The following is a 23,171-nucleotide window of genomic DNA, read 5'->3' as shown; positions in this document are numbered from 1 at the left end:
CCTTACCATTAAATCGTGAATTTAGTTGCTTCTTCTTGCAAATTTTGAGCAAGTTGTGCTAACTGCTCAGAGGCTATGGACATCTCATTCATCGTTGATGCCTGCTCTTCCGTTATGGCTGATACATTTAATGTATGATCATTTGTTGCAAGTGCCTGTTTGCTAATTGCCTGTACTTTTTCAGTTACTGCCTGCAACTTTTCAAAAGCATCAGATGTCGTTTTGCTTGTCTTTTGCATGGTGTTTTGGAGGCCTTCAATTGCACTGGCAATTGTATCGAAGGTCATGCCTGCTTGTTGAACAGAACCAATGCCTTGATGGGCTATTTTTCGACTTTGCTCCATCATCTCTACCGCGTCATTCATTTGTTCCTGAATCGTCTGCACAACCTTTGCAATATCTAACGAAGCACGGCTAGTTTGTTCAGCTAGTGCTTTGACCTCTCCTGCAACAACAGCAAAGCCTTTCCCTGCTTCCCCTGCTCGTGCTGCCTCAATGGCAGCATTAAGTGACAGTAAATTAGTTTGGTCGGTAATAGCCGAAATGAGCTGACTCATCTGCTCTATTTGAAGCGAATGCTCCTTCAAGCCATTCACAAGATTGGCACTACTGTCAACCTGTGCATGTAGGTGGACAATATCATTCACGAAACCATGTATTTTTTGTGATCCGCCAGTAGCAAGTTCAGAGGTTTTTTGCGATTGTTGGACTGCTTCATGTAAATCGTCCATGGCGGTCTTCATATCCCCACCTAGTTGTGTTGTTACACCCTCTAACTCCCCACTCACTTGTTGTTGTGAACTCGTATTTTCTGCCACCTCTTGCATAGAAATCGCAACTTCTGTAACAGTTTTATTGACCTCCTGCACACTTGCCGTTAATTCCTCTGCAGTAGAAGCAACTGTCTCGGTTTCAGCTACAATGCGCTGCATCATCGAACCTAATGCTTCCACAGAGTCATTATAGTACTGCGCCATTTCACCAAATTCATCCTTTGTATGAACGGCCATTTGTTGTGTTAAATCACCCGTAGCAAGATAGCCTAAATGCGTATTCATCGTTTTCACTTCCCCACGGATGTAACGAGCAAGGAAATAAATACTAATTGCGATTAGTAAAATTAGAACGACACTGATCACGATTTGCTGTTGGAGCATGGCCTGTATTTCGCCGTAAAGCTCAGTTGTCGGAACCAGTAAAACTAATTTCCACGGCATATCTTGTATTTGCATAAATTGTAAGGTAAAATCACTACCCTCACTGCTTGTATGTATTAACTTTTTTTGATCAGAAATCTGCTCCACAGGCATGTTCAACAACTGCTGGATCGTTTCTTTATTCACTTTATTTACATCAGGGTGCGTTAAAATTTTTCCACTATCATCAATTAAAAATGCATAACCACTCTCACGAATTTTCACGTCAGAAACAATGGATTGAATTGAATCTAATACATAATCCCCTGTAATAACGCCAATGGGCGTAGAATCTTTGACAATTTGTGTACCAAATGAGATAAACATTTCCCCCAGAGCTTCATCAAAATAAGGTGCTGTATGAACTACCTTATTCGATTGGATACTATTGCGATACCATTCTTGCTCGTGAAAATGATAGGCAGGATCTTCATAAGCATCCGTGGAGACAATTTTTTCTTCTTCCTTATAGGCATAAGGCCCAAAAATTTGTCCATTTGCCATATCCTCCTCTAACCATAATCCCATACCATACGTTTCCTTATTGAAAGGCAATAGCTGCTGTACGTAGCGAATAAATTGCTCTCTGGTCATCATACTGTCAGCTGATTCTATTGTTGTCTTTGCACTATTTATGAGCTGAATGTGTGCATGCAGTTTGCCCTCAACGGAACCTGCAACGTCATCCGCTAGTATAGACATTTCATTTTCAATAGAGCTTTCAAGTTCATTGGATACGTTCAAATAGTTAAGGAAGGTCATACCACCTAAAAAAACAGTAATGACAGGAATAAGCATTGCGATTTTTGCCATAATATTTAAATTTCCTAATAGCTTTTTCATTCACCTTCACTCCATATCTATTATTATTGCTCTATTCAATCTCTAGTATAAATGGATTATACCAACAAAAATATGTTTTTTTTGTAACTTTTAAATCCTAGATTCAAGACTCTTTAATTCGAGCAATTTACTTGGAAAATGAATTCATTTATCGTATAGTAAAAAACGCATCATACCATGAAGGAGACAAAATAATGACAATGACAAAAAGTTCTTTAACTAAAGTTATACATGAGCGTAAATCCGTTCGTAAATACGATGAAAACTTTAAAATCCCGCAGCAACAATTAGAAGAATTACTTGTAGAAGCAACGTCTGCTCCGTCGTCTAGTAACCTACAGCCTTGGCGCTTCTTAGTAATTCAGGATGAAGCGGTCAAAAAAGAGCTACGTGCTATTGCCAATAACCAAGAACAAGTAGAAACTTCCTCAGCGATTATTGCTGTTTTAGGTGATACAAAAATGTACGAAAATGCCGAGGCTGTTTATACAAAGAACTTCGATCTTGGCTACATCAATGAGTCAACAAAAGAGTTAATGATTAACAACTCGATCAATCTATATTCTCAACTTCCCCAAGAAGTGTTGAAAAATATCGTTACATTTGATGCTGGTCTAATTTCCATGCAAATCATGCTACTAGCTAAAGACATGGGCTATGATACAGTGCCGATGGGTGGATTTAATAAAGAAGCCTTTGCTCAACGATTTGAATTAGCTGACCATATCGTCCCAGTTATTTTAATTGCGATTGGTAAGGCAGCCGCACCTGCTTACAATTCTTCCCGCATTGAACTTGAGCACATCGCCAAATTCATTTAATACACGTGAAAATAGTCATCTTATAATGTAGTTAAGATGGCTATTTTTATTTTTTGTGGCATTTCTTGGGCATCTACCATCATAGGATAGTAATGTTTTTGTACGTACTTTTTGAAATGAATAAAACGGAAAATGATTCTCAAAAACTAGCATAATAATGTTCCCAAGGATATTTTTTGCATTTTTATCATAAGGTACTCAAAAAATCATCATTAAAGTCTTAAATAATCAACTTCATTCTAGTACATTTGTGTGATTTCTACTAAATATTACATCTAAATTGTTGTAGCTTAAACACTTGAGGATTGTTATGATTAGGAGGATTGTTATGATTAGGAGGTATTTTCATATGAAGGGAGGTTTTTCTGATGAATTATGACTATAATGATTCTTATTATTACTCAGATTTAGATGCAGCCATGGGTGGTTTATTTTTTATCTTTATACTAGTCGCTCTTGCTATTGGTTTAATTGCCTACATTATTAGTGCACTTATTTATTTTATGACATCTAAAACAAATGGTTTTGAAGATGTAGCCTATATTGCTTGGATTCCCATTATTAATGTATATAGTCTCTTCCTGCTGACAGCTGGTGGGGATACTCGAGAAACAATACGTGCAACAGCTTTAAAAAATACGCTTATTTATGCGGGCTTGATCATTGTTTCGTTTATTCCATTTATCGGTATTCTGGCTTCTTTAGGAGCGGCAGGCTTTACACTCTATTTCATGTATCGCCTATTCTACCGCTGGTGTGGTGAAACAGGTAAGGCTGTATTATACACAATCTTAATGGTAATAACAGGTGGATTGTTCTTTGCCATCTACGGCTTAATGCGCATGAACAGACCTTTCGTTGCTTAATTGTTTTAAAACCTCTTTATGCCCCCAGGCTAAAGAGGTTTTTTACGTAATTTCACAGAGTAATGGTGCATGGATTTAGGAATTCCCTTTAACTCAAAGACTCCACTATATACTAAATAGCGAATTCTATATTCTAAAAAGAAGACATTTGGGGGAGCATCCATGCTTGTTAATAGCTCTGAGATAAATACACCTGTTTGTATAAAATCACTATCCCCTTGCTCCTTATGAAGTTGTCCAATCGTTGACATAATCAAATTATCATAATAACTCTCTTGGACTGCTTGAATTTGTTGATGTAGCCATAGACGACAAATGTCCTTTGTCTGTGCTAAACTTTCCCACTGTTGCTGAAAAAATAGACGCTCCTTCGCGGACAATCGCTTTACTTCATACATTTCCATGTTCCATTGGTGGTTTGTAGCCCGTTGTTCACCTGTGTTGATAAGAACAACTTCATTGGTTTTATCACGTAATAAATAAAGAAGAAATCTAAGGCCACACTGTTCTTCTGCATTGGACCCACACCAAATGTAAATCGGCAGGTTGCTTGGAATATCCTGTATCTCTCTGATTGTGTTCATCAATTTATTCCGAATTACAAAATCATCCATTCCATCATTCATATTTTCTCTTAGCCACTCATCACGGAATGCCTGTCCTCTTTTTTCATCGAGTTTCCACAATGGTCCAATCGACAAATCCTCTGGAAACCCGATCACATATTTCGGTGGAGCAAGTGCCGCTCGTAATGAGCCTGCTGCAGATTCCGAGCAAACAATATGTACCACTTGTGCTGAAGTAGTGGTTATGACCTGTTGAATATAATCATTAATAATTTCTACTAAATGATAGAGCTCTTCTTGCCCCATAAAGAGAGACCACCCCTGCTGAGGTGTCCTTCGTTCATGATGAAATGCTGTAACAGATTCAGATGGCTCAAGCTCATACCCCTGCCATTCCCCCTTCTTCATCACATCTGCTACTGTGATATACTCTAACGCTTGAATTCTATACACTAGCACCTGGTTTGTGTCGTAGAAGAAATAGATAAATGGATAATGCATGGATGTCTCCATTAACACTGCCTCCTTTTTAAAAATTGTACCACAATGACAATCTCTTCCATCATTTTTCAAAAAAGTAGTTAGCTAGCACCATAAATATGCTATTATTATAGTTAGAAAATTTTGAATTTCTAACAAAGGGGATTGATGAATATGCATGAAAATATTTTAAGACATCCGGGGCCAACACCCATTCCAAAAAAGGTACAGCTTGCGATGAATCAGAATATTTTTAGTCATCGTAGTCAGGAATTTGTAGAATTATACCGAGAAACAATTGAATTAGTAAAGCCTGTTTTTGGTACGACACAGGACATCTTACTATTACCTTCAGGTGGGACAGCTGCTCTTGAGGCTGCGGCTGTTAATACGGTATCTGCTGGTGAAGAGGTTGTCGTCATCACAGTTGGAGCTTTTGGCGACTATTTCGTTTCGATCTGTGAGCAATATGGCTTCCATGTACATAAGCTTGAAAAAGAATGGGGACAAGCTTGCACAGCTGAAGAACTACGAGCATTTTTACAGCCATTACAAAATATTAAAGCCGTTTTTGTGACGTACAATGAAACATCCACAGGTATTTTAAACCCTGTTGCTGAACTAGCAAAAGTCATCCGTGAAGAAACCGATGCCCTCGTTATCGTTGATGGTGTAAGCTGTATTGGTGGCGCTCCTGCTGAAATGGATGCTTGGGGCATTGATATTCTCGTGACAGGCTCTCAAAAAGCGATGATGCTCCCACCTGGACTCTCTCTTGTTAGCGTAAGCGAAAGAGCTTGGGGAGTCATTGAAGAAAATCAAACACCTGCTTATTATTTAAATCTTCAAAGCTATCGTAGCTGGGCGGAAAAGGGCATGACACCTAATACCCCTGCTATCACACTGATTTACGGACTGCATGAGGTGTGTAAGTTAATTGAACAGGAAGGTGGCTTTACGCAAACAGTTGCCCGCCATGACCTGATGAAAAACATGGTGCGAAATGCAATGCAAGCATTACACATTGAGCTATTAACTGAAGATCAATACGCTTCTCCAACTATTACAGCAATTAAAACACCTCAAGGAATTGATCTTGGTGAATTTTTGGCGCACCTTAAGCAACACTATCATTTAGATTTCGCAGGCGGACTAGGTCCTCTACAGGGTAAAATTTTTAGATTCGGCCATATGGGCTATTGTTTCCCAAGTGACATTTTACAAGCCGTTTCCCTACTTGAGGCTGCCCTACAAGACTTCTCCTATGATTTCGAACCAGGAGCAGGCGTCCTTGCAGCACAAGCAGTATACTTAGCCGCACAACGTAAAGCACTACAACGTTAAACAGCAAAAACAGGTGGAGAAAAATGACTCCACCTGTTTTTTAATTTGATTTTGTTTCTACTAAACTTGAAGTTGCGTTATGCGTTTATGGACGCTAATTTGAGCGAGATACCTCACTTTTTGAACGCTTCATACACCTATTCGAGCGGGTCCATACATTTAACGGGGCATCTCACTCACTATTCGAATGCTTTACTCCATGCTCAAGTGGGATATAACTAATAGAGGTCAAGCTTCCATCCAAACATAGCTTCACACCGTCTTTAATTAAATTCCTTGGCCTTTGCTAAATAAGCAGCTCGCATTGTAGGTGGGACCATGCTACCGCCAGTTGCCCATACGAGATGTGTGGCTTGTGGTAGATGGTTTTCTAATGCGTGCTTTTCTAGATAGGATTGACCTTGTTGCAATAAACGAATGGCTCCATACATTCCTGCGTGTGCAGATGGCTCTAAAAATAAACCTTCACTTTCCATCGCTAATCCTAGAGATGTAAACAGCTCTTCATCTGATACTGTATAGCAACCACTTATATACGTCTCCATCACTTTTCCTACAAATTTGGAGGCGCGACCAACGGCTAACCCATCCGCTTCTGTTCGATTGTCAAGGCCAATATCTTCTACACTAATTGCGTCATGTAAGCCTGTCATCAGCCCGATCGTCATACAAGGAGAAGCGACAGGTTCTGCAAAGAAAATATGCACATGCTCACCGTAAATTTCTTTTAATCCATAGGCAACCCCACCTGGTCCTCCACCTACGCCACATGGTAAATAGACGAACAATGGATGTGCTTCATCCACTGAAATATTCGTCCTTTCTAGCTGTTCCTTTAAACGCTTGGCAGCTACGGCATAGCCAGCAAATAAATCTTTTGAATTTTCATCATCAATAAAATGACACTTTGGATCTCGCTCAGCTTCTTGTCGCCCCTGCTCAACAGCTACACTGTAATCAGCTGCATATTCAATCACTGTAGCACCCTTTTCACGGAGTAAGGCTTTTTTCCACTCCTTGGCATCACTCGACATATGTACAACGACATTAAAGCCGAGCTTCTTGCCCATAATGCCGATACTTAATCCTAAATTCCCAGTAGAACCTACTGCAATCGTATATTGTTGGAAGAACGACTGAAATTCCTCTGTTGCTAAAATTGCATAATCATCCACTTCTTTAAGTCTTCCACTTGCCAAAGCAAGCCTTTCCGCATGTTTTAATACCTCATAAATTCCTCCACGTGCTTTGATCGAGCCAGAGATTGGTAATGCATGATCACATTTTAAAAGCAATTGGCCGGGAATCGCCACACCATATGCTTGTTCAATAGCACTTTTCATCGAAGGAATTTCCTTGATCGTTGATTCAATTAAACCATCACTTTCTAGAAGCTCTGGAAATGCTACTTTTAAATAAGAAGAAAAACGTTGTAATGTTGCTTCCGCATCATCCACTTCAGCCATAGTAAAGAGCGTTGTTTCAGGATTTTTCATCCAATTTGTATTTTCCCACAATACAGTAGCCTTTTTTGCTAGTTCGTTCAACTGCGGATATTGTTCGAATAGTTCGTGTTTATGTTCATTTTTCACCTGTAGATTCCTCCATTTTATGGGCTAAAATCGCTCGTTCACAAATTTGTCGAAATTTCATTTCAAACGAAATATTGTTTTCTTGTGTTCTTTTTTTAGGTCCCTTTGTTCGTCCACCTGCCCTTCTAATTTTTTGACCAACATGCCGCATATCGAGCAAACGTTCGATGTTTTCATTAGACATTTCTCGTCCATTTTGATCAATCGGATACCCCCCTCGTGCTAAAACCATGGCTGCTAATCCGTAATCCTGTGTAATAACAATATCGTGTTTTGAAAGCGCGTTCACTAGCGTAAAATCAACCGAATCTGGACCTTTGGGTACAATAATTGTTATTACATTATCACGTTCAACACGATGTGATGTATCGCAAAACAAGATAGTTTCTATCTCAAACTCAGATGATATAGATAGCGCCAAATCCACTACTGGACAGGCATCAGCATCTATAAGAACCTTCACAATAAGGCATCATTCCTTTCTCATGATTAGATGAATCACTTAGAACTAAATTATTTCAATATAATTTTAAAACAACCTCTCTTGCTCAATTTTTCACAAACTTTAAAAGTATTTTATTGAATAGTTTGAAAAATAGATATACGATACACCTATCAACTAAATGGGGGTTTTATTTATGACAATTACAACTGTTAGCAATGAACAATTAGCAAAAGAATACGTAGATGGCGTATTTGAGCAACTTAAACAACAGAATAGTCATCAAGCGGAATTTTTACAAGCAGCTGAAGAAATTTTCATCTCATTAGTACCTGTATTTGCGCAACATCCTGAATATATTAAGGCCAATATTTTATCTCGTATTGTGGAGCCAGATCGTATTATTTCTTTCCGTGTAGCATGGCAAGATGATAACAATCAAGTACAAGTGAATCGTGGCTATCGTGTACAATACAGTAATGTCATGGGCCCATATAAAGGCGGTCTTCGCTTCCATCCTTCTGTCAACGAATCCATCATTAAGTTCCTAGGCTTTGAGCAAATCTTTAAAAATGCTTTAACAGGGCAACCTATCGGTGGTGGTAAAGGTGGTTCAAACTTTGATCCGAAAGGAAAATCAGATTCAGAAATTATGCGTTTCTGCCAAGCATTCATGACTGAATTATACCGTCATATTGGTCCAGATGTCGATGTTCCTGCTGGTGATATTGGCGTAGGTGCTCGTGAAGTAGGTTATTTATGGGGCCAATATAAGCGTTTAACAAAAGCAAATGAATCAGGTGTATTAACTGGTAAGACTCCTGGCTACGGTGGCTCTTTAGCACGTAAAGAAGCAACTGGTTACGGTACTGTTTACTTTGTGAACGAAATGCTAAAGGATGCAAATGACTCATTCGAAGGAAAAACAGTGGTTGTTTCTGGATCTGGTAATGTCTCTACGTATGCCATTGAAAAAGCGCAACAATATGGTGCCAAAGTGGTTGCTTGCTCAGACTCTTCAGGCTATATCTATGACCCAGAGGGCTTAGATTTAGATGCCATCAAAGAAATTAAAGAAGTAAAAGGTGACCGTATCTCAACTTACGTTAATTATCGACCAAATGCTACTTTTACAGAAGGTTGTACAGGAATTTGGACGATTCCTTGTGATATTGCTCTACCGTGTGCTACGCAAAATGAAATTAACGGTGAATCAGCTCGTACATTAATTTCGAATGGCGTGAAAGCAATCGGTGAAGGTGCTAATATGCCATCAGATCTTGAAGCAATCAATGAATTCCTAGAGGCAGGCGTATTATTTGGTCCAGCAAAAGCAGCGAATGCTGGGGGAGTCGCGGTATCTGCTCTTGAAATGGCACAAGATTCTAGCCGCGTATTTTGGTCATTTGAAGAAGTAGATGCGAAACTTCATCAAATTATGAAAAATATTTATACAGACAGCAAAGCAGCAGCAGAAAAATATGGCTTCCCAGGTAACCTAGTAGTTGGTGCAAACATTGCTGGCTTTATCAAAGTAGCAGATGGAATGCTTACTGAAGGCGTCTATTAATAACCTTCTATTTTCAATGTTTCCTAGGATTTGATTTCGGAATATTCTTGATTTCAACCAAGGTGGTAACGAACATTCGTTATCACCTTATTTTTTATTTACAATTCCGTTATAAAACATAAAAATAAACGTTTTAAACGAACATTTTTATCATTAAATATTTAAAACATTCGTGTTATAATTTTAGAGTACTATGAAAAATATTGGAGGGTTTTTTGTGGAATTATTGTATACAGGTAAAACAAAAAATGTGTTTAAATTAGAAGATGGTCATTATTTATTAAAATTTAAAGACGATGTTACAGGAGAAAACGGCGTGTTTGATCCGGGTGCAAATACTGTCGGTTTAACTATTGATGGGGCTGGCTTGGCTGGTTTACGTTTAACTTCTTATTTTTATTCAAAATTAAACGAACAAGGTGTTCCTACGCATTTCGTTGATGCTAACTTCGAAGATGCAACAATGACAGTAAAACCGGCAACTGTTTTCGGTAATGGCTTAGAAGTCATTTGCCGCTTCAAGGCAGTTGGTTCATTCCTACGCCGTTATGGTGCCTATGTAAAAGAAGGACAAGATTTAGACTCCTTTGTAGAAGTAACAATCAAAGATGATGATCGTTTAGATCCTCCAATTTCTGAAGATGCTTTAGCGATGTTAAACCTGTTAACTCATGAAGAATACGCCATTTTAAAACAACGTACAATTGAAATTTCCAAATTTGTAGCGGCAGAGCTTGCTAAAAAAGGATTAACGCTTTATGACATTAAATTAGAATTCGGCCGCGATGCGAAAACGAATGAAATTTTATTAATCGATGAAATTTCAGGCGGTAATATGCGTGCTTACAAAGGTGATCAGTATATTGAGCCGTTAGAACTTGAGAAAATTATGTTAGCTGAATAATAGAAACAACCTTAAAAAGAGTCGACAATTACGACTCTTTTTTTATGTGTGGGCTAATTTTTATTTTCCATGAAACTTTTCTTTACTTCTCTCGTATATTAACTATATGTAACAAGCAATTATTCTATTATTTTGGAGGTAGTTTGATGGAAAACTTGAATGAGACATCGAAAGAAGAAAGGTCAAAACTAAATCCATTTTTATCAGTTTGGATGCATCCAAAGCAAACGACTCGTTATATGATTAATGAAAAATCTATCGGCTTTGCAATTTTGGTTTTGTCTATTGGTTATATTGGCTCTCTTATGTCTGGATTAATTGATTCAGAATTTCTTCCTGATTTTTCTCCATGGCTTTTAGTCCTATTATGTGTCATTTTGGCTCCGATCGCAGGTGTGATTGGCACAGCTATTTCTGCACTCATCTCTTGGCTATTCGGGAAATTATTTAAAGGTACTGGGACTTACTCGGACTTATTTAAGGGGTTAAGCTTAACAGCAATCCCATATATCGTGCTGGTTCCACTTTATATTATTTGGTTAATGACTTCACCCGATTCATTATTGGATCCTAATTTTATGGGTTCATTACCGTGGATTTTTTGGCCGACTATTTTAGTAAGCATCATTGTGACGATTTGGTCATTTGTTATTTCTGTAGGTGTAGTCGCTGAAGCACACCAAATTTCGAACTGGATGGCTTTCTTCACCATCTTTATTCCAGCCATTATTATCTTCATCGTATTATTTGTTCTTTTCTTTGTCATACTCATCGGAATTATTGGTGTTGGCATGGTCTAAAAACTTGAGATAAGGCCTTTGTTAACTTGATACAGCATAACAATAAAAGCAGATAGAGAAAAAGCCTGAAACTTTTCTCTATCTGCTTTTTTAATTTTATTAGACAGAAAGTGCTGTACTTTGCTGGAATAGCTCAGATACGCCAGATTCAACAGCTGCCCCACTTACTGCGCGTGAGACGATAGCCACTACGCGTTCGTCCAAAGATTTAGGCACAATATATTCTTCCTTTAGTTCCTTATCACTCACAAGGGAGGCAATTGCTTCTACAGCAGCTAGCTTCATTGACTCATTAATATCCGTAGCACGCACATCTAAAGCTCCGCGGAAAATACCAGGGAATGCGAGAACATTATTAATTTGATTTGGATAATCTGAACGGCCCGTTCCCATCACACGTACCCCCCATGCTTTGGCATTTTCATACGTAATTTCTGGATTTGGATTGGCTAAGGCAAAGACAACTGGATTTTCATTCATGGACGCAATATGTGCCTCCGTTAATAGATTGGCTACAGAAACTCCAATAAAGACATCTGCACCTGTTAGTGCATCCTCTAGTGTACCATGTTGCTTCTCTGGATTCGTCAAATGAGCAACCGCTTCTTTAATCGGGTTCATCCCCTCTGTACGACCCTCATAAATAATACCTTTTGTATCGCACATATAAATATTCTTATAGCCCATTTGCACAAGTATACGTAAGATTGCAATGCCTGCAGCACCAGCACCATTAATCACAACCTTCATCGTTGTTACATCCTTTTTCACAATACGATTGGCATTAATCATCGCTGCTCCTACAACAATCGCTGTTCCATGCTGATCATCATGAAAAACTGGAATATCACATTCTTGACGTAGGCGATCTTCAATTTCAAAGCATCTTGGTGCTGAAATATCCTCTAAGTTTACCGCACCAAATGTCGGGGCAAGCGCCTTCACAATGCTGACGATTTCATCCGTATTTTTTGTATCTAAGCATATTGGAAAAGCATCAACATTGGCAAAACGCTTTAGTAAAATCGCCTTCCCTTCCATTACAGGTAAGGCAGCTTTCGGTCCGATATCTCCTAACCCTAAAACTGCTGTCCCATCAGATACAACAGCTACCATATTCCCCTTCATTGTATAGTCGTACACAAGCGAAGGATTTTTCTCAATTTCCACACATGGCGCTGCTACCCCTGGTGAATAAGCTAAGCTAAGATCATAGGAATCTTGTACAGGTACCTTTGAGCTCACCTCTAATTTCCCACTATAGTGTGCATGCATTTCTAATGCCTTTTTCATTACGTCCATTCCATCCCATCCTTTTCCCTTTGGTTTTTTATTATATTTCAGAATCATAATACTTTGTGAAAATATAGTCAACGAATTTTCTGTCAATTTATTTTAAACTTCAAAATTCCAATGTTTAATGACTTTCATTACATTTTTCTGTCAAATTAAACATTTCACAATCAATTATTTTAAGATAATTAATGCGATTATTGACACATTATAAAGTGTACACATAGAGCCATTTAGCCTGTTCAACTTTTCACATAGTATTTTTCTTATGTAAATGAGATTTTTTTCACAAACTTTTGTAAGCGCATCCATTGTCCTGATTGACTTCGTCACAATTTATTCACATTTTTTCACAAAGTTTTTTATTATACAGATCAAAGTATTTGTGAAATTCTTAACAAGCCAAAAAAAGAGCCCTATATATAGGACTCTTCGGTAAAATGATTAATAAAGGCCGTAATGATATGCTTGGAAGACCATTGCTCTCCCGAAACTTTTGTAATCGGATAATCACGAGGAAAAATTGTTTTGGTGATTTCTTCAACAGAATAACCTTGCATAAATAATTGTTTCACTTTTCCTTGCATGTCTTCCAAATAAGCAATTTTTTCTTGTATTTTCGTTCGACCATCCTCTATAAAGCCTGCATGACAGCAATAGACGACATCGAAATCATAGTTTACTATTTTCCTCAAAGACGCCAGGGTATGGACAATATTTTCTTCATCAAGCACAACCTTCGTCTTTGGCTGGATAAACAAATCTCCTGTAAACATAGCGCCTGTTTCTCGATTGTAAAAAGAAAGATGATCTGCTGTATGTCCAGGTGTTTCAATGACATCCCATGTTGCTGCGTTCGTTTGTAAAGTTTGACCAAATGGTTGGGCAACAAACGCTGGTCGTTCCCCCCACAATGCCTGACGATAGAGTGGATAATCTCCATCTTTAGCACAAAGATTGACTGAATCACGATGAATATAAATAGGTACATTCATATGATGTTGAATCCACGCTGCATTTCCTGCATGATCCTCATGTGAATGTGTTAATGCCAATTGCTCTATCGGTATATCCTTAAAAAAGGATTGAAATTCCTGCGATAGTGAGTAGGAACCTGTATCAATCAGTAACCCATCCACAAAAAAGCTGTACACACTCATACCAACCCCCTGAACCGCAACTTTCCCATGCGCACATTGTACACCCCGATGCTGCTGAATCTCGATACTTTTCTCCCGTTTAAACATCCTGCTCCCCCTTTGCCCCTTGTACAAAAAGTGTAGCATAAAATGAATGGTGAGTCATTTTTGTAAGTAGGTAACAACAAAGGATTTGTTTTTTACATGTTTACGAAGTGCTAACACATGAAGAAATAACCGTAAATTTACAGCCAATAAAAGCAATGCGCCCAGAAACAATAATCCCATCTGCCAATCACTTGTAACATTCATCAATAGTGTCCAACTAATAATGACGGCAAAGGATATCGCTATATATTTTTTCATCACTCTTGTAGTGGAACTCTGTACATCGTGTTTTTGTTCAATGCTTAATAAAATTTTTCCAAATTCCATTATCATCAGCAATTCAATTCCTTGAATTAAAACCGTACTCCAATAAAAGAGAAGATGGAAAGAAAAGATGGTACTCATCAAGGTTATCATCATAGCGCAGGCCATATATGTTTTGATAGGTGCCTTTTCTTTATAGAACGAAAGACTTTTTAAATAGGCCCCATAAACAAGGATATCTTGTACAAGATTAGCGTATTTAAAAACATTTAAATAGATCAATTGAAAAAAGAGCGCCACTGCTAACCATTGTAAAAGTTTTACCTGTTGTTTAGATTCACTCATTGTTTTCACGCACCTTTTTCACCAAATTTGTCGTAAAATACGCTTGTGAATATAATCTTTTAGTTAAATAACCATCCAGGCCACTAAAACCTATGGATGTATTGATATCTAAGGGTGCTTCCTTCAATTGAATAGTCATCTCCAAGCGTTGACCTTTCGTCACTGAAAAAGGAAAATCACTTGCTGTGTAACGCTGATCGTTTAATCGCCATTCTTTCAATAGTATCTTACCCTCTAATGCAGCGGGAACATAAAATGCCTCAAAAATAGCATCCTGTTGAAGGATAAATGATATGATTTGTTCCGAATCATGTTGTGACTGACTATAGCTATTATTCATGATCTGTTTTTCATCAATGAAAGTTTCCCTCGTAAAATGAATAGGGGCAGGCAATTTCATCCCGTCATTTAATACAAGATAAACAGTTTTACTTGCCATCACTTTTTTCATCGTGTTTAAATCAAGCTGAAAAAAAGCTAATCGAACATTTTGATAGCGTAAATCTTGCGAAGTATCGAATGGATAATAAAAACCATTTACTAGATTTTCTTGCTCCATTCGATCATATACTATTGGTAATTGCACATCTTCTGCCTGCAAATATTTCACATATCGATGGTCAGAATTGTTTGTAATATAGCGTATCTCTAAAGCATTCTGTGAGCTATCCGTAACTTCAATTATTGTAGGCACCACAACTGGTTTTCTTAATTGATGTTGTAAAAAAATCGTACTGTTACCAATCAGTAGAATCAAAACTATGGCAACACCAATTGTCTTTTTCTGATTAAGCTTTTTTTAGAGATGTATAGTATGATGACTACGCATAAAATAGCCAAAATCCAGTACATTGGCGGAGATAAATTATCTAATTGTGACATTAACGCATTAGCCCGAGCATTATCTAAGTGCTGTTCCCCCCTCATTAATGCCACAAATCCACCCGCCGCAAGTGTTACAGCAATCTTGGGCACCCAGCTCTTAGTTTTGTACTGCTCTTTTTTTGCTTGTTCAATGCCTTGTTGACTACGCTGATGTAACGATTCTGGAATGTCTATTAGATCCATCTGCTTTTTTAGATCGTTCACCCTTGCCCCTCCTGTTCAGTGCCAGCTTTAATTTATAAAATGGTTTTGGTCGTCCCTAATTTCCGCTGCAATACTTAAGCCACCTGAGGCAATGTATAATCATGATAGAATCTCAATAAAGCTTCATTATCATATCTTCCAACATCCACCTCTCAGGAAGTTCTTCATGCGATTCCTGCACTCCCTCATCCCCCTTTATCTATTAGACTCTTAAACTATGCATTTTAGCTTTGCAACCTTGCATGCTCTCTCCACTTTGATGGATTTTTTGATCAGGTATTAAATTCTATCCACTACTTTCAAAGGGCTATCCTTCATTTTTTCATTCTTATCCACCACTTTGAGCAGGTTATCCGCTACATGAAATTCTAACCTCTACTTTACGCTATATCCACCGCACTATATAAAAAAACGCCCACCGAAGTGAGCGTTTCTTTTTATTCGTTTGTCCCTTTTTCCACGTCATATTCTGTAATCCAATCACTGAAGCTACCTACATATAATTGGATGTTGTCATAGCCTTCATCTGCTAACACAGCATAAAGAGGAGAGGCGGTTACGCCGCTGCCACAGTAAACCACAACCTGCTCATCAGGTAAAACTTTTTGACGTAATGCATCGTTTGTCTTTAGTTGACCATTTGACTTCAATTGCTCCCAGTCAAAGTTTTTCGCAGTTGGGATATGACCTGCTACTTTATCCAATGGCTCTACTTCTCCTCGGTACCTTGCAGCAGCGCGGGCATCGAGTAAAGTAGCTTTTACCTCTCCATCCACAATGGCTTTTACGGCTTGGCGTGGTGCATAAAGCTCATCTTTCCAATCAAACTCAATGATGGTTGGGGGATATTTAATAATATCCTTGGTAAAAGGAATTTTTGCCTCTAGCGCAGGGGCACCTCCGTTGACAATCACTACATTTGGGAAACCAGCATAGGTTAGCATCCACCAGGCGCGTGGGGCAAATGGAGCTGCTCCTTGGTCATAAACTACAATCTGATCTTCATAGCGTAATCCTAGTTCTTGAAAAACGGATGCCAATTTTTCTTTGCTTGGCATCGGATGACGACCGTCTTTGCTGTCCATATCCGATAACTGCTGTTCTAAATCAATATAGATAGCACCAGTAGCATGACCTTCTTCGAATGCCTTTTTGCCAGCCTCTTTGTCCTGAAGATCGTAACGAGCATCGATAAAACGGACACCATCAAATTGAATTTCATCCACTGATTTGAATACTTTTCCCATTGGAATCACCTCATGCGTATTGTAATTGTGCGTAAATCGCTTTCCAAGAAGCTAAACGGCTCTCTTCTTGTAAGGCTAATCTTTCTGTGTCAATTTGTTCAAGCGCTTGATGATAAATATAGTAACGTAATTTTTCGGCTTCCTCTGCAATAAACGTAATCGCCCATGTCATGAGGGAAACTTTCTGTGCATCTAAATAATCTTGTGCATCGGGTTTTGTTATAGCTTCTAGTGCCTCACTTAGCTTCACTTTTTCGTTCTTTTCAAAGAAAGCTTTTTGATTGCGGAAATGAGATTTTACGCTAGCATATTTGGAAATATCCGCAAACGGTCCTTCAAAATCTAATAAATTTGGCTCAGAAGATTCAAAAGCTAGGAATGAGAAGCTTCGATTTAACTCTTTCAATTCGCGTACTTCATCTTTAAAACGTTGTTGCATCTTTTTGCTAATGAACTGCGATAAACGGAAGTTTGTTACACGCATTTCTTGAGTAAAATCAAAACGCAAGCTTTGCATCACTTCTTTTAATGCATGCTCCAATGCTTGTTGTGCTGGCATTGCAGCAAAGGTAGAAGGATTGTAGCCTTCTTTAAAGAACTCAGGGTAACGATAATAAACACGTTGAAGAACATAATAAAGTAGCTCATCAAGCTCCTGTTTTGTTTCACTCTCTAACATGCTCGTATTCAGTACACTGTACTTCGATTGAATATGTTGTTCAAGTGTTGTTAATTCCTCTAGTCGCTCATCTTTACGTTTTAAGTTTTCCTCTGTTTGGGCAATTAAATCCGCCAAACGTTGCTCTGTTTTATCAACTTCCTCTGCAAGAGCTTGAACGGCTAATGCACTCAATTCATCATTTAAGAATGTATGGAAGTCTTTTTCAAACGGTGGCATACCTGATGTTAAATCGGCACCTTCTACCTTTTCTTCCAACGCTAAAAGACTAGATACCCCATATAGTCTCGGGAAGCGAATGCCAAAGCGTTGTAACTCTGAGCGTACATAGCCTTTTACATCTTCCTGTTCTTCATCCGTTGTTGCCAAATCAATTGCATTGACAATAAAGAACATTTTATCTAGCTCAAATGCATCCTTCACACGACCAAGTTGTATTAAAAACTCTCGGTCAGCTTTGGCAAAGGCATGATTATAGTACGTAATAAATAGGATGGCATCAGCATTACGAATATATTCAAATGCTACGCCTGTATGGCGGGCATTAATAGAGTCCGCTCCTGGCGTGTCAACAAGTGTCACGCCCATACGTGTTAATGGACTATCATAATAGAAGTCGATATTGTCAACAAAGCAAGATTTATTTTCTTGTGCTACAAATTTTTCAAACTCTTCACGGTCTACGCGGAGGATAGAACCAAACTCAGACTTAAAGGTTGGGTAGCCTTCTTTATAGGCACGAATAAATGATTTATGAACATTTAAGCGTTCATCCGTTAACTGAACTGCAAGCCCTTCATCAGCACGATTATAGGCTTCCTCCAATGTCGATACAGACAAACCAATCGCCCCATAGGAGCCTTGAATATCCTCTAGCATTTGTTCAGCAGTTTTAAGCTGTACATCCGCTGTTTCATGTGGGTGTTCAGGTGTAACTGGACGAATTTTATTGATGGCCGCAGTTGTTGGGTTTGGTGATACAGGCAACACCTTGGCTCCCATTAAAGCGTTCGAGAAGGAAGATTTCCCAGCACTGAATGCGCCAAACAATGCAATGGTAAAATCTTTTTTCTGTAGTCGTTCTACTTTATTTTCAAGGTATTGGGCTACTTCGGCAAAGCCTTGCACCTCTTTGACAGCATTAGCAGTATGAAGTGCACGGTTAATCACACCATCGATTGGTAGAGTCGTTGCACTAGTAGCTTGCTGAGCTTCCTCTTGTTGGATGATTTGCTCTTTTGGCTGCAACATGGACTCGTCAAATAAACGAATTTCTGCTAAATCTTGTTTAAATGATTGTTCCCAATTTGTAAGCTGTTGATTGGCAACTGTACGAATTTCATTGCTCGCTTGATGCATAGTACTTGCACTATATTGCTGATAGCCTTCAATTTCAAGGACCGCATTAATGGCATCTACTTTGTCCTGCATACCCGCCATTTTTAATTTTGATGGTGCGGCAGTTTCTGTTGCAACAGCTTCAAGAGTTGTCGCTTGCGCATTTTTCCAGCTATCTGTCTCCTGAATGAAGTAGCGCTTTGTTGCTTCTGCGATACGGTTAGCGAAGTTTAACACCGCATCACCTGTTAAAATAGCGCCTGTTTGAACTTGCTGCTCAATCAATGAAAAAGGTAAGTCAAATACATAGGCATCAATGGCTGCGGCACGTTCCTCATTTAATGCCCCAACGTCCTTCAATGCCTTTTTCATAAGACCTTTTAAATGCCCCGTGATTTGTGCATGGATCACATTTTGATAGGCATGATACGCATCTTCTTTACGTCGGTTTCGCTCTTCCTCTGTTTTTTTCTTTGCAGTAAAGAGCCCGCCAACTTTAAAACCTTCCTGCATGCTTTCTAAATAAAGGCGTAAGCGATCGCGTAAATCAGCTGGCATAATTGCAGCATTCGCGAGTAGCTCCTTACGTTGCTCCTCAAACGTTTCGTTCCAAGCTTCTACTGAGAATAATTCAACCTGACGATTTAATTTATTGTATTGCTCTAAAATATCCTGATGGTGTGCCCAGTCATCCGCACTTAAAATTTCTTCATCAATTGCCAAACGATCCTGTCTTTCTTCCATTAAATAATTGTCATGCTCGCTTTGCAATAAACGCAATGTATTCGTAGCTGTTTGTACAAGCTGCTCCTGCCAATCATTCATACTGTCCATCACAATTTTCTTTACTGCCTCAAAATCATTATGTGGATGCTCAGGCTCTCTTAATGAAGTAAAGAAAACACCTTTCGGTACAACACCCCATGCTGCAAAGGATTGATGAACAGTTGCTTTAAATTCTTCGAAGCTCAATTCATTATCTTTATGCTTATCAATCATGTTGACAATTAAATAAACATTTGGATTATATTTCATTAATTGCTTAGTGAATTGGAAATTTAATTCCGACTGCACATGGTTGTAGTCCATTGTATAAAATACGATATCGGCAATATGTAATGCTGATTCTGTTGACATGCGGTGTGCATCATCTGTGGAATCTACCCCTGGCGTATCCATTACAGTGACACCTAGTGGTAGTGTAGAGGCACTGTGTCCAATCTCAATTTGTGACACTAAATCCCCATTTTTACTTAGCTCTTTTACTGTTTTAAAATCATAGCCAGCCTCAAATTTTACAGGCTTTTCATTGTGCATATAAACAATCGCATAGTCTTCCTCTGATTTATGAACTTTTACGATGTTCGCACTTGTTGGAATAGGACTAGATGCCAGTAGATTTTCACCAGACAGCGCATTAATCATACTGGACTTCCCTGCAGAGAAATGGCCTGCAAAGCCAATCACATACTCTTTTTGCTGAATTTTTCGAGCAAAAAGTGATGTTTTATCCATGCGCTCTGTATCACCATTATGCTGATAAATTATGTATTGCAAAGAGGCTTGCTTTAATAGCCCCTCCAATTGTTGTTCAAAATCTTTCATGAAACCAGTAACCCCTTTTTCATTAATTATTCATAATTAGTATTCTACCTTATTCAACTAGCAAAGTATAACACTAATTTAAAGCATATATGCCAACGTTTCCATCCTTAGAAAAACATGTTTATACAAAAAATCTATGCCAAATGATAGATGGTCAACTAGTTCTTTTTATTTTTTCCTCATATTTTATAGTAAGCATATTCGGGGCAAAGTTATTTTTTATGAAGGGAGTGTGATGCCATATGATAAATCCTAAGTCTCATCAAATCATTGAAAAATATTGTTCATGTAACTGTGAGGAGCGATTTATCTGGCCCCGTATAAAAGCAACAAACGGAATACCCATTAATCCTCCTGAAGTAGTCCCTGAAGGTATGATTATACCAACAATCCACCGATATTTTTATATTGTTACAGCTGATCTTGATCTATCGAATGGGGCAACTCTTCCAGCCGATCTCTTTTGGAATGATGAAGCAAATGCTGTTACTGAGTTTACAATTTTTTCACCCAATGGTTACGTTAACCTTTATATTAATGCAGTGATGCAGGAAGGCGGTATTTATACGGTAACCCCAGCCTCCCTGACAATCGTACCCTATAATGCCACATTGTATAGAGGAACACCCATCATTATTGAATCGCTAGGCTTTACAACAAAATAAAGGAAATGAAAGGAGGTGAATCGGGTGGCACTTTCCATTATTAATATTCACGTCAATGTAACAGGTACTTCTACAAGATTTTTTAACGTCTTAGCTGCACCCCTTGCCATTGCAGATGGCACAACAGTCGCTGCAACAACGTTTTTAAATGATAGCGGTACAGCAGCAACAGTATTCCCAGAAGTCGCAAATGGTTACTATAACTTATATATCAATGGTGTTCTACAGGAGGGTGGTGCCTATACAGTTTCTACAACTGAAATAACGTTTAATACTGTCACAGGTACACTTTCTGCTGGTACGCCAATTGTGCTCGAAGCTGTGGAGCTAGTGACAACAATCTAAATAAAATGGATGCCTTGTTTAGGGCATCCATTTTATTGTAATTGCTTTCTGAGACCTGCAATTTTTTTTGCGTAATCTATCGCATGTGGGCCATCTCCGTGAATACATAAGGTTTGGACTGCAACTTTAATTTTTTTGGACTCGACCGACAACACTTCATTAGCAGTCAAAATACCTTTTACATGCACTAGCATTTCTTCTTCCGATTGTATTAAGGCATTTGGTTCCTGTCTGTTCACTAAAGTGCCGTCATTGTTATAGCGTCGATCCGAAAAAACCTCCTCATATACTTGAAGCCCTTTGTCTCTAGCAATCTCTACGATGAGGCTACCAGATAAGGCATATAAAATAAGGTGTGGATTAAAATCATACACTGCATGGACTACAGCCAACGCTTTTTCACGGTCGTTCGCGCATTGATTATAAAGTGCGCCATGTGGTTTAACATGATGAAGCGTACCATTTTCAATCTGCACAAATGCTTGTAAGGCACCAATTTGATAAACCATCATATCGTAAATTTCACCTGGGCTACATTCCATATTACGGCGACCAACCCCCTCTCGATCTGGATAGCCTGGATGCGCACCAATGTGAACGTTTTTACGAATGGCGCTACGTACAATTTGATGCATGATTGAATGATGTCCCGCATGATAGCCGCATGCAATGTTGATGGACGTTACATAGTCTAATAGTTCTTCATCCTTACCCGTGATAAAAGCATCGTGGCTTTCACCTAGATCACAATTGATATCAATTGACATCATGTTTCCTCCAGTACAAAGTGAATTGTGTTAAACATACGCATTTGCGCTACTTTATGTAAATCTTCTTCATGAACTGTTGCAATAATAGGATAGCCTCCTACTGTTTGAGCATCAGCCATTAGGATAATGGGATTACCACTTTGAGGCACTTGGATTGTTCCGAACTGTGTAGCTTCTGACAGAATATCCTTCATCTTCTGAAGTTGTAAGGCAGGTCCTTTGATGTAGTAGCCCATACGATTGCCGCCAATAAATTGAAAAGGATTTTGTAAAAATTGTTGCTGACTTTTTTCTGTAAATAAATGAAAGTGTGGTCCTTTAAACAATCGAGCCGTTATGGAACTGTCAAAACGCGGACGATAGGGTGCATATAGCCCTCTATTATTTTTTAGAGATGGTGATACTTGCCCATATAAAATACTTCCTTTTGTAATGCATGTTCCCAAATTCCCAAGCGGAAGGTAGGATTGGCTACCAAGCTCATCGTTTGTACGAAAACCTCCTAATGGAGTTAAGTAAACAATAGAGCCTTGATGGACACTCTTGATAGATAATCTATCTCCCCTCGTTAAATGGAATGTTTTCCACATTTCGATTGGTACTTGATTAACCAAGCATGTACCATGTCCTCCTGTTAATATATAAACACCATCAGCCAGCGCCTCAAATTCAAAACCACCTACAAACATTTCAAAAGACGTTTGATCATGGTGGTGCTGTAAGATTCTTTGAGCTGCTTGATACGAACGGTAATCCATTGGTCCAGATAGCGGAATACCAAATGCCCGATAGCCGAACCTTCCTTTGTCTTGTAAGCTACCATACACCCCTAGTTTTGTTACGAGCAGAAGTGGCTTCAA

At 38.6% G+C, this 23,171-nt stretch carries 21 protein-coding genes; 8 read left to right on the top strand and 13 right to left on the bottom strand.

All coding sequences use genetic code 11. The annotated features are described in order from the left end of the window. Positions 1-8: 8 nt before the first annotated feature. Positions 9-2,039, bottom strand: coding sequence for a methyl-accepting chemotaxis protein (locus JIN86_RS09125; RefSeq protein WP_004269363.1), 2,031 nt, complete (start codon positions 2,037-2,039; stop codon positions 9-11). A gap of 194 nt (positions 2,040-2,233) precedes the next feature. Here JIN86_RS09125 and JIN86_RS09120 point away from each other — a divergent pair, with 194 nt between their 5' ends. Together JIN86_RS09120 and JIN86_RS09115 are read left to right on the top strand one after the other, a co-directional pair. After that, complete coding sequence (locus JIN86_RS09120; RefSeq protein WP_004269362.1) at positions 2,234-2,860, top strand: nitroreductase family protein; 627 nt, start codon at positions 2,234-2,236, stop codon at positions 2,858-2,860. 368 nt (positions 2,861-3,228) lie between these two features. Continuing rightward, a complete protein-coding gene (locus JIN86_RS09115) occupies positions 3,229-3,726 on the top strand; it encodes a hypothetical protein (RefSeq protein WP_202341758.1) in 498 nt (165 codons plus the stop codon). A gap of 29 nt (positions 3,727-3,755) precedes the next feature. On the opposite strand, the gene JIN86_RS09110 is transcribed toward JIN86_RS09115, so the two are convergent. Continuing rightward, positions 3,756-4,805 (bottom strand): DUF1835 domain-containing protein, encoded by a 1,050-nt coding sequence (locus JIN86_RS09110; protein ID WP_202341757.1) that lies wholly within the window; start codon positions 4,803-4,805, stop codon positions 3,756-3,758. 141 nt (positions 4,806-4,946) lie between these two features. Here JIN86_RS09110 and JIN86_RS09105 point away from each other — a divergent pair, with 141 nt between their 5' ends. Further along, on the top strand, positions 4,947-6,116 hold the full coding sequence (locus tag JIN86_RS09105) for a pyridoxal-phosphate-dependent aminotransferase family protein (protein WP_009370474.1): 1,170 nt from the start codon (positions 4,947-4,949) through the stop codon (positions 6,114-6,116). A gap of 263 nt (positions 6,117-6,379) precedes the next feature. Here the strand turns inward: JIN86_RS09105 and JIN86_RS09100 are convergent, their stop codons facing one another. Next, positions 6,380-7,708, bottom strand: coding sequence for a D-serine ammonia-lyase (locus JIN86_RS09100; RefSeq protein WP_202341756.1), 1,329 nt, complete (start codon positions 7,706-7,708; stop codon positions 6,380-6,382). After that, the gene (locus JIN86_RS09095; protein WP_202341755.1) at positions 7,698-8,171 is read right to left on the bottom strand and encodes a YaiI/YqxD family protein; all 474 of its coding nucleotides are present in this window, start codon (positions 8,169-8,171) and stop codon (positions 7,698-7,700) included. The genes JIN86_RS09100 and JIN86_RS09095 overlap by 11 nt, the downstream gene beginning before the upstream one ends. A 175-nt stretch (positions 8,172-8,346) precedes the next feature. Between JIN86_RS09095 and gdhA the strand changes: the two genes are divergently transcribed. From gdhA to JIN86_RS09080, 3 genes are all read left to right on the top strand, one after another. Beyond that, positions 8,347-9,720 carry an NADP-specific glutamate dehydrogenase gene (gdhA, locus tag JIN86_RS09090; RefSeq protein WP_004269356.1) on the top strand — a complete coding sequence of 458 codons (1,374 nt, stop codon included), beginning with the start codon at positions 8,347-8,349 and terminating at the stop codon, positions 9,718-9,720. Positions 9,721-9,937: 217 nt separating this feature from the next. After that, a complete protein-coding gene (locus tag JIN86_RS09085) occupies positions 9,938-10,624 on the top strand; it encodes a phosphoribosylaminoimidazolesuccinocarboxamide synthase (protein WP_004269355.1) in 687 nt (228 codons plus the stop codon). Positions 10,625-10,770: 146 nt separating this feature from the next. After that, positions 10,771-11,424: a Yip1 family protein gene (locus JIN86_RS09080; RefSeq protein WP_202341754.1), complete on the top strand. Its 654-nt coding sequence runs from the start codon at positions 10,771-10,773 to the stop codon at positions 11,422-11,424. 99 nt (positions 11,425-11,523) lie between these two features. On the opposite strand, the gene JIN86_RS09075 is transcribed toward JIN86_RS09080, so the two are convergent. The 7 genes from JIN86_RS09075 to JIN86_RS09045 form a co-directional block, all read right to left on the bottom strand. After that, complete coding sequence (locus tag JIN86_RS09075) at positions 11,524-12,726, bottom strand: NAD(P)-dependent malic enzyme (RefSeq protein WP_202341753.1); 1,203 nt, start codon at positions 12,724-12,726, stop codon at positions 11,524-11,526. Positions 12,727-13,133: 407 nt separating this feature from the next. Further along, positions 13,134-13,964, bottom strand: coding sequence for an MBL fold metallo-hydrolase (locus JIN86_RS09070; protein ID WP_202341752.1), 831 nt, complete (start codon positions 13,962-13,964; stop codon positions 13,134-13,136). A 54-nt stretch (positions 13,965-14,018) separates the two neighbouring features. Further along, the gene (locus JIN86_RS09065; RefSeq protein WP_004269351.1) at positions 14,019-14,573 is read right to left on the bottom strand and encodes a hypothetical protein; all 555 of its coding nucleotides are present in this window, start codon (positions 14,571-14,573) and stop codon (positions 14,019-14,021) included. Next, on the bottom strand, positions 14,566-15,330 hold the full coding sequence (locus JIN86_RS09060; protein WP_237497202.1) for a hypothetical protein: 765 nt from the start codon (positions 15,328-15,330) through the stop codon (positions 14,566-14,568). Before JIN86_RS09060 ends, JIN86_RS09065 begins: the two co-directional genes overlap by 8 nt. A gap of 2 nt (positions 15,331-15,332) precedes the next feature. Next, positions 15,333-15,662 carry a hypothetical protein gene (locus JIN86_RS09055; RefSeq protein ID WP_004269348.1) on the bottom strand — a complete coding sequence of 110 codons (330 nt, stop codon included), beginning with the start codon at positions 15,660-15,662 and terminating at the stop codon, positions 15,333-15,335. A gap of 437 nt (positions 15,663-16,099) precedes the next feature. After that, on the bottom strand, positions 16,100-16,909 hold the full coding sequence (locus tag JIN86_RS09050) for a sulfurtransferase (protein WP_202341751.1): 810 nt from the start codon (positions 16,907-16,909) through the stop codon (positions 16,100-16,102). 10 nt (positions 16,910-16,919) lie between these two features. Then, on the bottom strand, positions 16,920-20,531 hold the full coding sequence (locus JIN86_RS09045; RefSeq protein ID WP_202341750.1) for a dynamin family protein: 3,612 nt from the start codon (positions 20,529-20,531) through the stop codon (positions 16,920-16,922). Between the two features lie 242 nt (positions 20,532-20,773). Between JIN86_RS09045 and JIN86_RS09040 the strand changes: the two genes are divergently transcribed. Together JIN86_RS09040 and JIN86_RS23955 are read left to right on the top strand one after the other, a co-directional pair. Continuing rightward, positions 20,774-21,196, top strand: coding sequence for a DUF4183 domain-containing protein (locus JIN86_RS09040; RefSeq protein ID WP_004269345.1), 423 nt, complete (start codon positions 20,774-20,776; stop codon positions 21,194-21,196). Positions 21,197-21,220: 24 nt separating this feature from the next. Then, complete coding sequence (locus tag JIN86_RS23955; RefSeq protein WP_202341749.1) at positions 21,221-21,541, top strand: DUF4183 domain-containing protein; 321 nt, start codon at positions 21,221-21,223, stop codon at positions 21,539-21,541. A gap of 32 nt (positions 21,542-21,573) precedes the next feature. On the opposite strand, the gene JIN86_RS09030 is transcribed toward JIN86_RS23955, so the two are convergent. Further along, positions 21,574-22,308: a 5-oxoprolinase subunit PxpA gene (locus JIN86_RS09030; RefSeq protein ID WP_202341748.1), complete on the bottom strand. Its 735-nt coding sequence runs from the start codon at positions 22,306-22,308 to the stop codon at positions 21,574-21,576. After that, positions 22,308-23,171 (bottom strand): 5-oxoprolinase subunit C family protein, encoded by an 864-nt coding sequence (locus JIN86_RS09025; protein WP_202341747.1) that lies wholly within the window; start codon positions 23,169-23,171, stop codon positions 22,308-22,310. Before JIN86_RS09025 ends, JIN86_RS09030 begins: the two co-directional genes overlap by 1 nt.

The sequence above is a fragment of the Lysinibacillus sp. HST-98 genome (assembly GCF_016757845.1).
Lineage (GTDB): Bacteria > Bacillota > Bacilli > Bacillales_A > Planococcaceae > Lysinibacillus > Lysinibacillus capsici.
This window is presented reverse-complemented; position numbering and strand designations above follow the sequence as displayed.

Coding starts and splice junctions, on each gene's coding strand:
- gdhA (WP_004269356.1), top strand. CDS start 8,347: ATGACAATTACAACTGTTAGCAATGAACAATTAGCAAAAGAATACGTA.
- JIN86_RS09065 (WP_004269351.1), bottom strand. CDS start 14,573: ATGAGTGAATCTAAACAACAGGTAAAACTTTTACAATGGTTAGCAGTG.
- JIN86_RS09105 (WP_009370474.1), top strand. CDS start 4,947: ATGCATGAAAATATTTTAAGACATCCGGGGCCAACACCCATTCCAAAA.
- JIN86_RS09110 (WP_202341757.1), bottom strand. CDS start 4,805: ATGGAGACATCCATGCATTATCCATTTATCTATTTCTTCTACGACACA.
- JIN86_RS09115 (WP_202341758.1), top strand. CDS start 3,229: ATGAATTATGACTATAATGATTCTTATTATTACTCAGATTTAGATGCA.
- JIN86_RS09075 (WP_202341753.1), bottom strand. CDS start 12,726: ATGGACGTAATGAAAAAGGCATTAGAAATGCATGCACACTATAGTGGG.
- JIN86_RS09070 (WP_202341752.1), bottom strand. CDS start 13,964: ATGTTTAAACGGGAGAAAAGTATCGAGATTCAGCAGCATCGGGGTGTA.
- JIN86_RS09030 (WP_202341748.1), bottom strand. CDS start 22,308: ATGTCAATTGATATCAATTGTGATCTAGGTGAAAGCCACGATGCTTTT.
- JIN86_RS09120 (WP_004269362.1), top strand. CDS start 2,234: ATGACAATGACAAAAAGTTCTTTAACTAAAGTTATACATGAGCGTAAA.
- JIN86_RS09050 (WP_202341751.1), bottom strand. CDS start 16,909: ATGGGAAAAGTATTCAAATCAGTGGATGAAATTCAATTTGATGGTGTC.
- JIN86_RS09125 (WP_004269363.1), bottom strand. CDS start 2,039: ATGAAAAAGCTATTAGGAAATTTAAATATTATGGCAAAAATCGCAATG.
- JIN86_RS09080 (WP_202341754.1), top strand. CDS start 10,771: ATGGAAAACTTGAATGAGACATCGAAAGAAGAAAGGTCAAAACTAAAT.
- JIN86_RS09045 (WP_202341750.1), bottom strand. CDS start 20,531: ATGAAAGATTTTGAACAACAATTGGAGGGGCTATTAAAGCAAGCCTCT.
- JIN86_RS09040 (WP_004269345.1), top strand. CDS start 20,774: ATGATAAATCCTAAGTCTCATCAAATCATTGAAAAATATTGTTCATGT.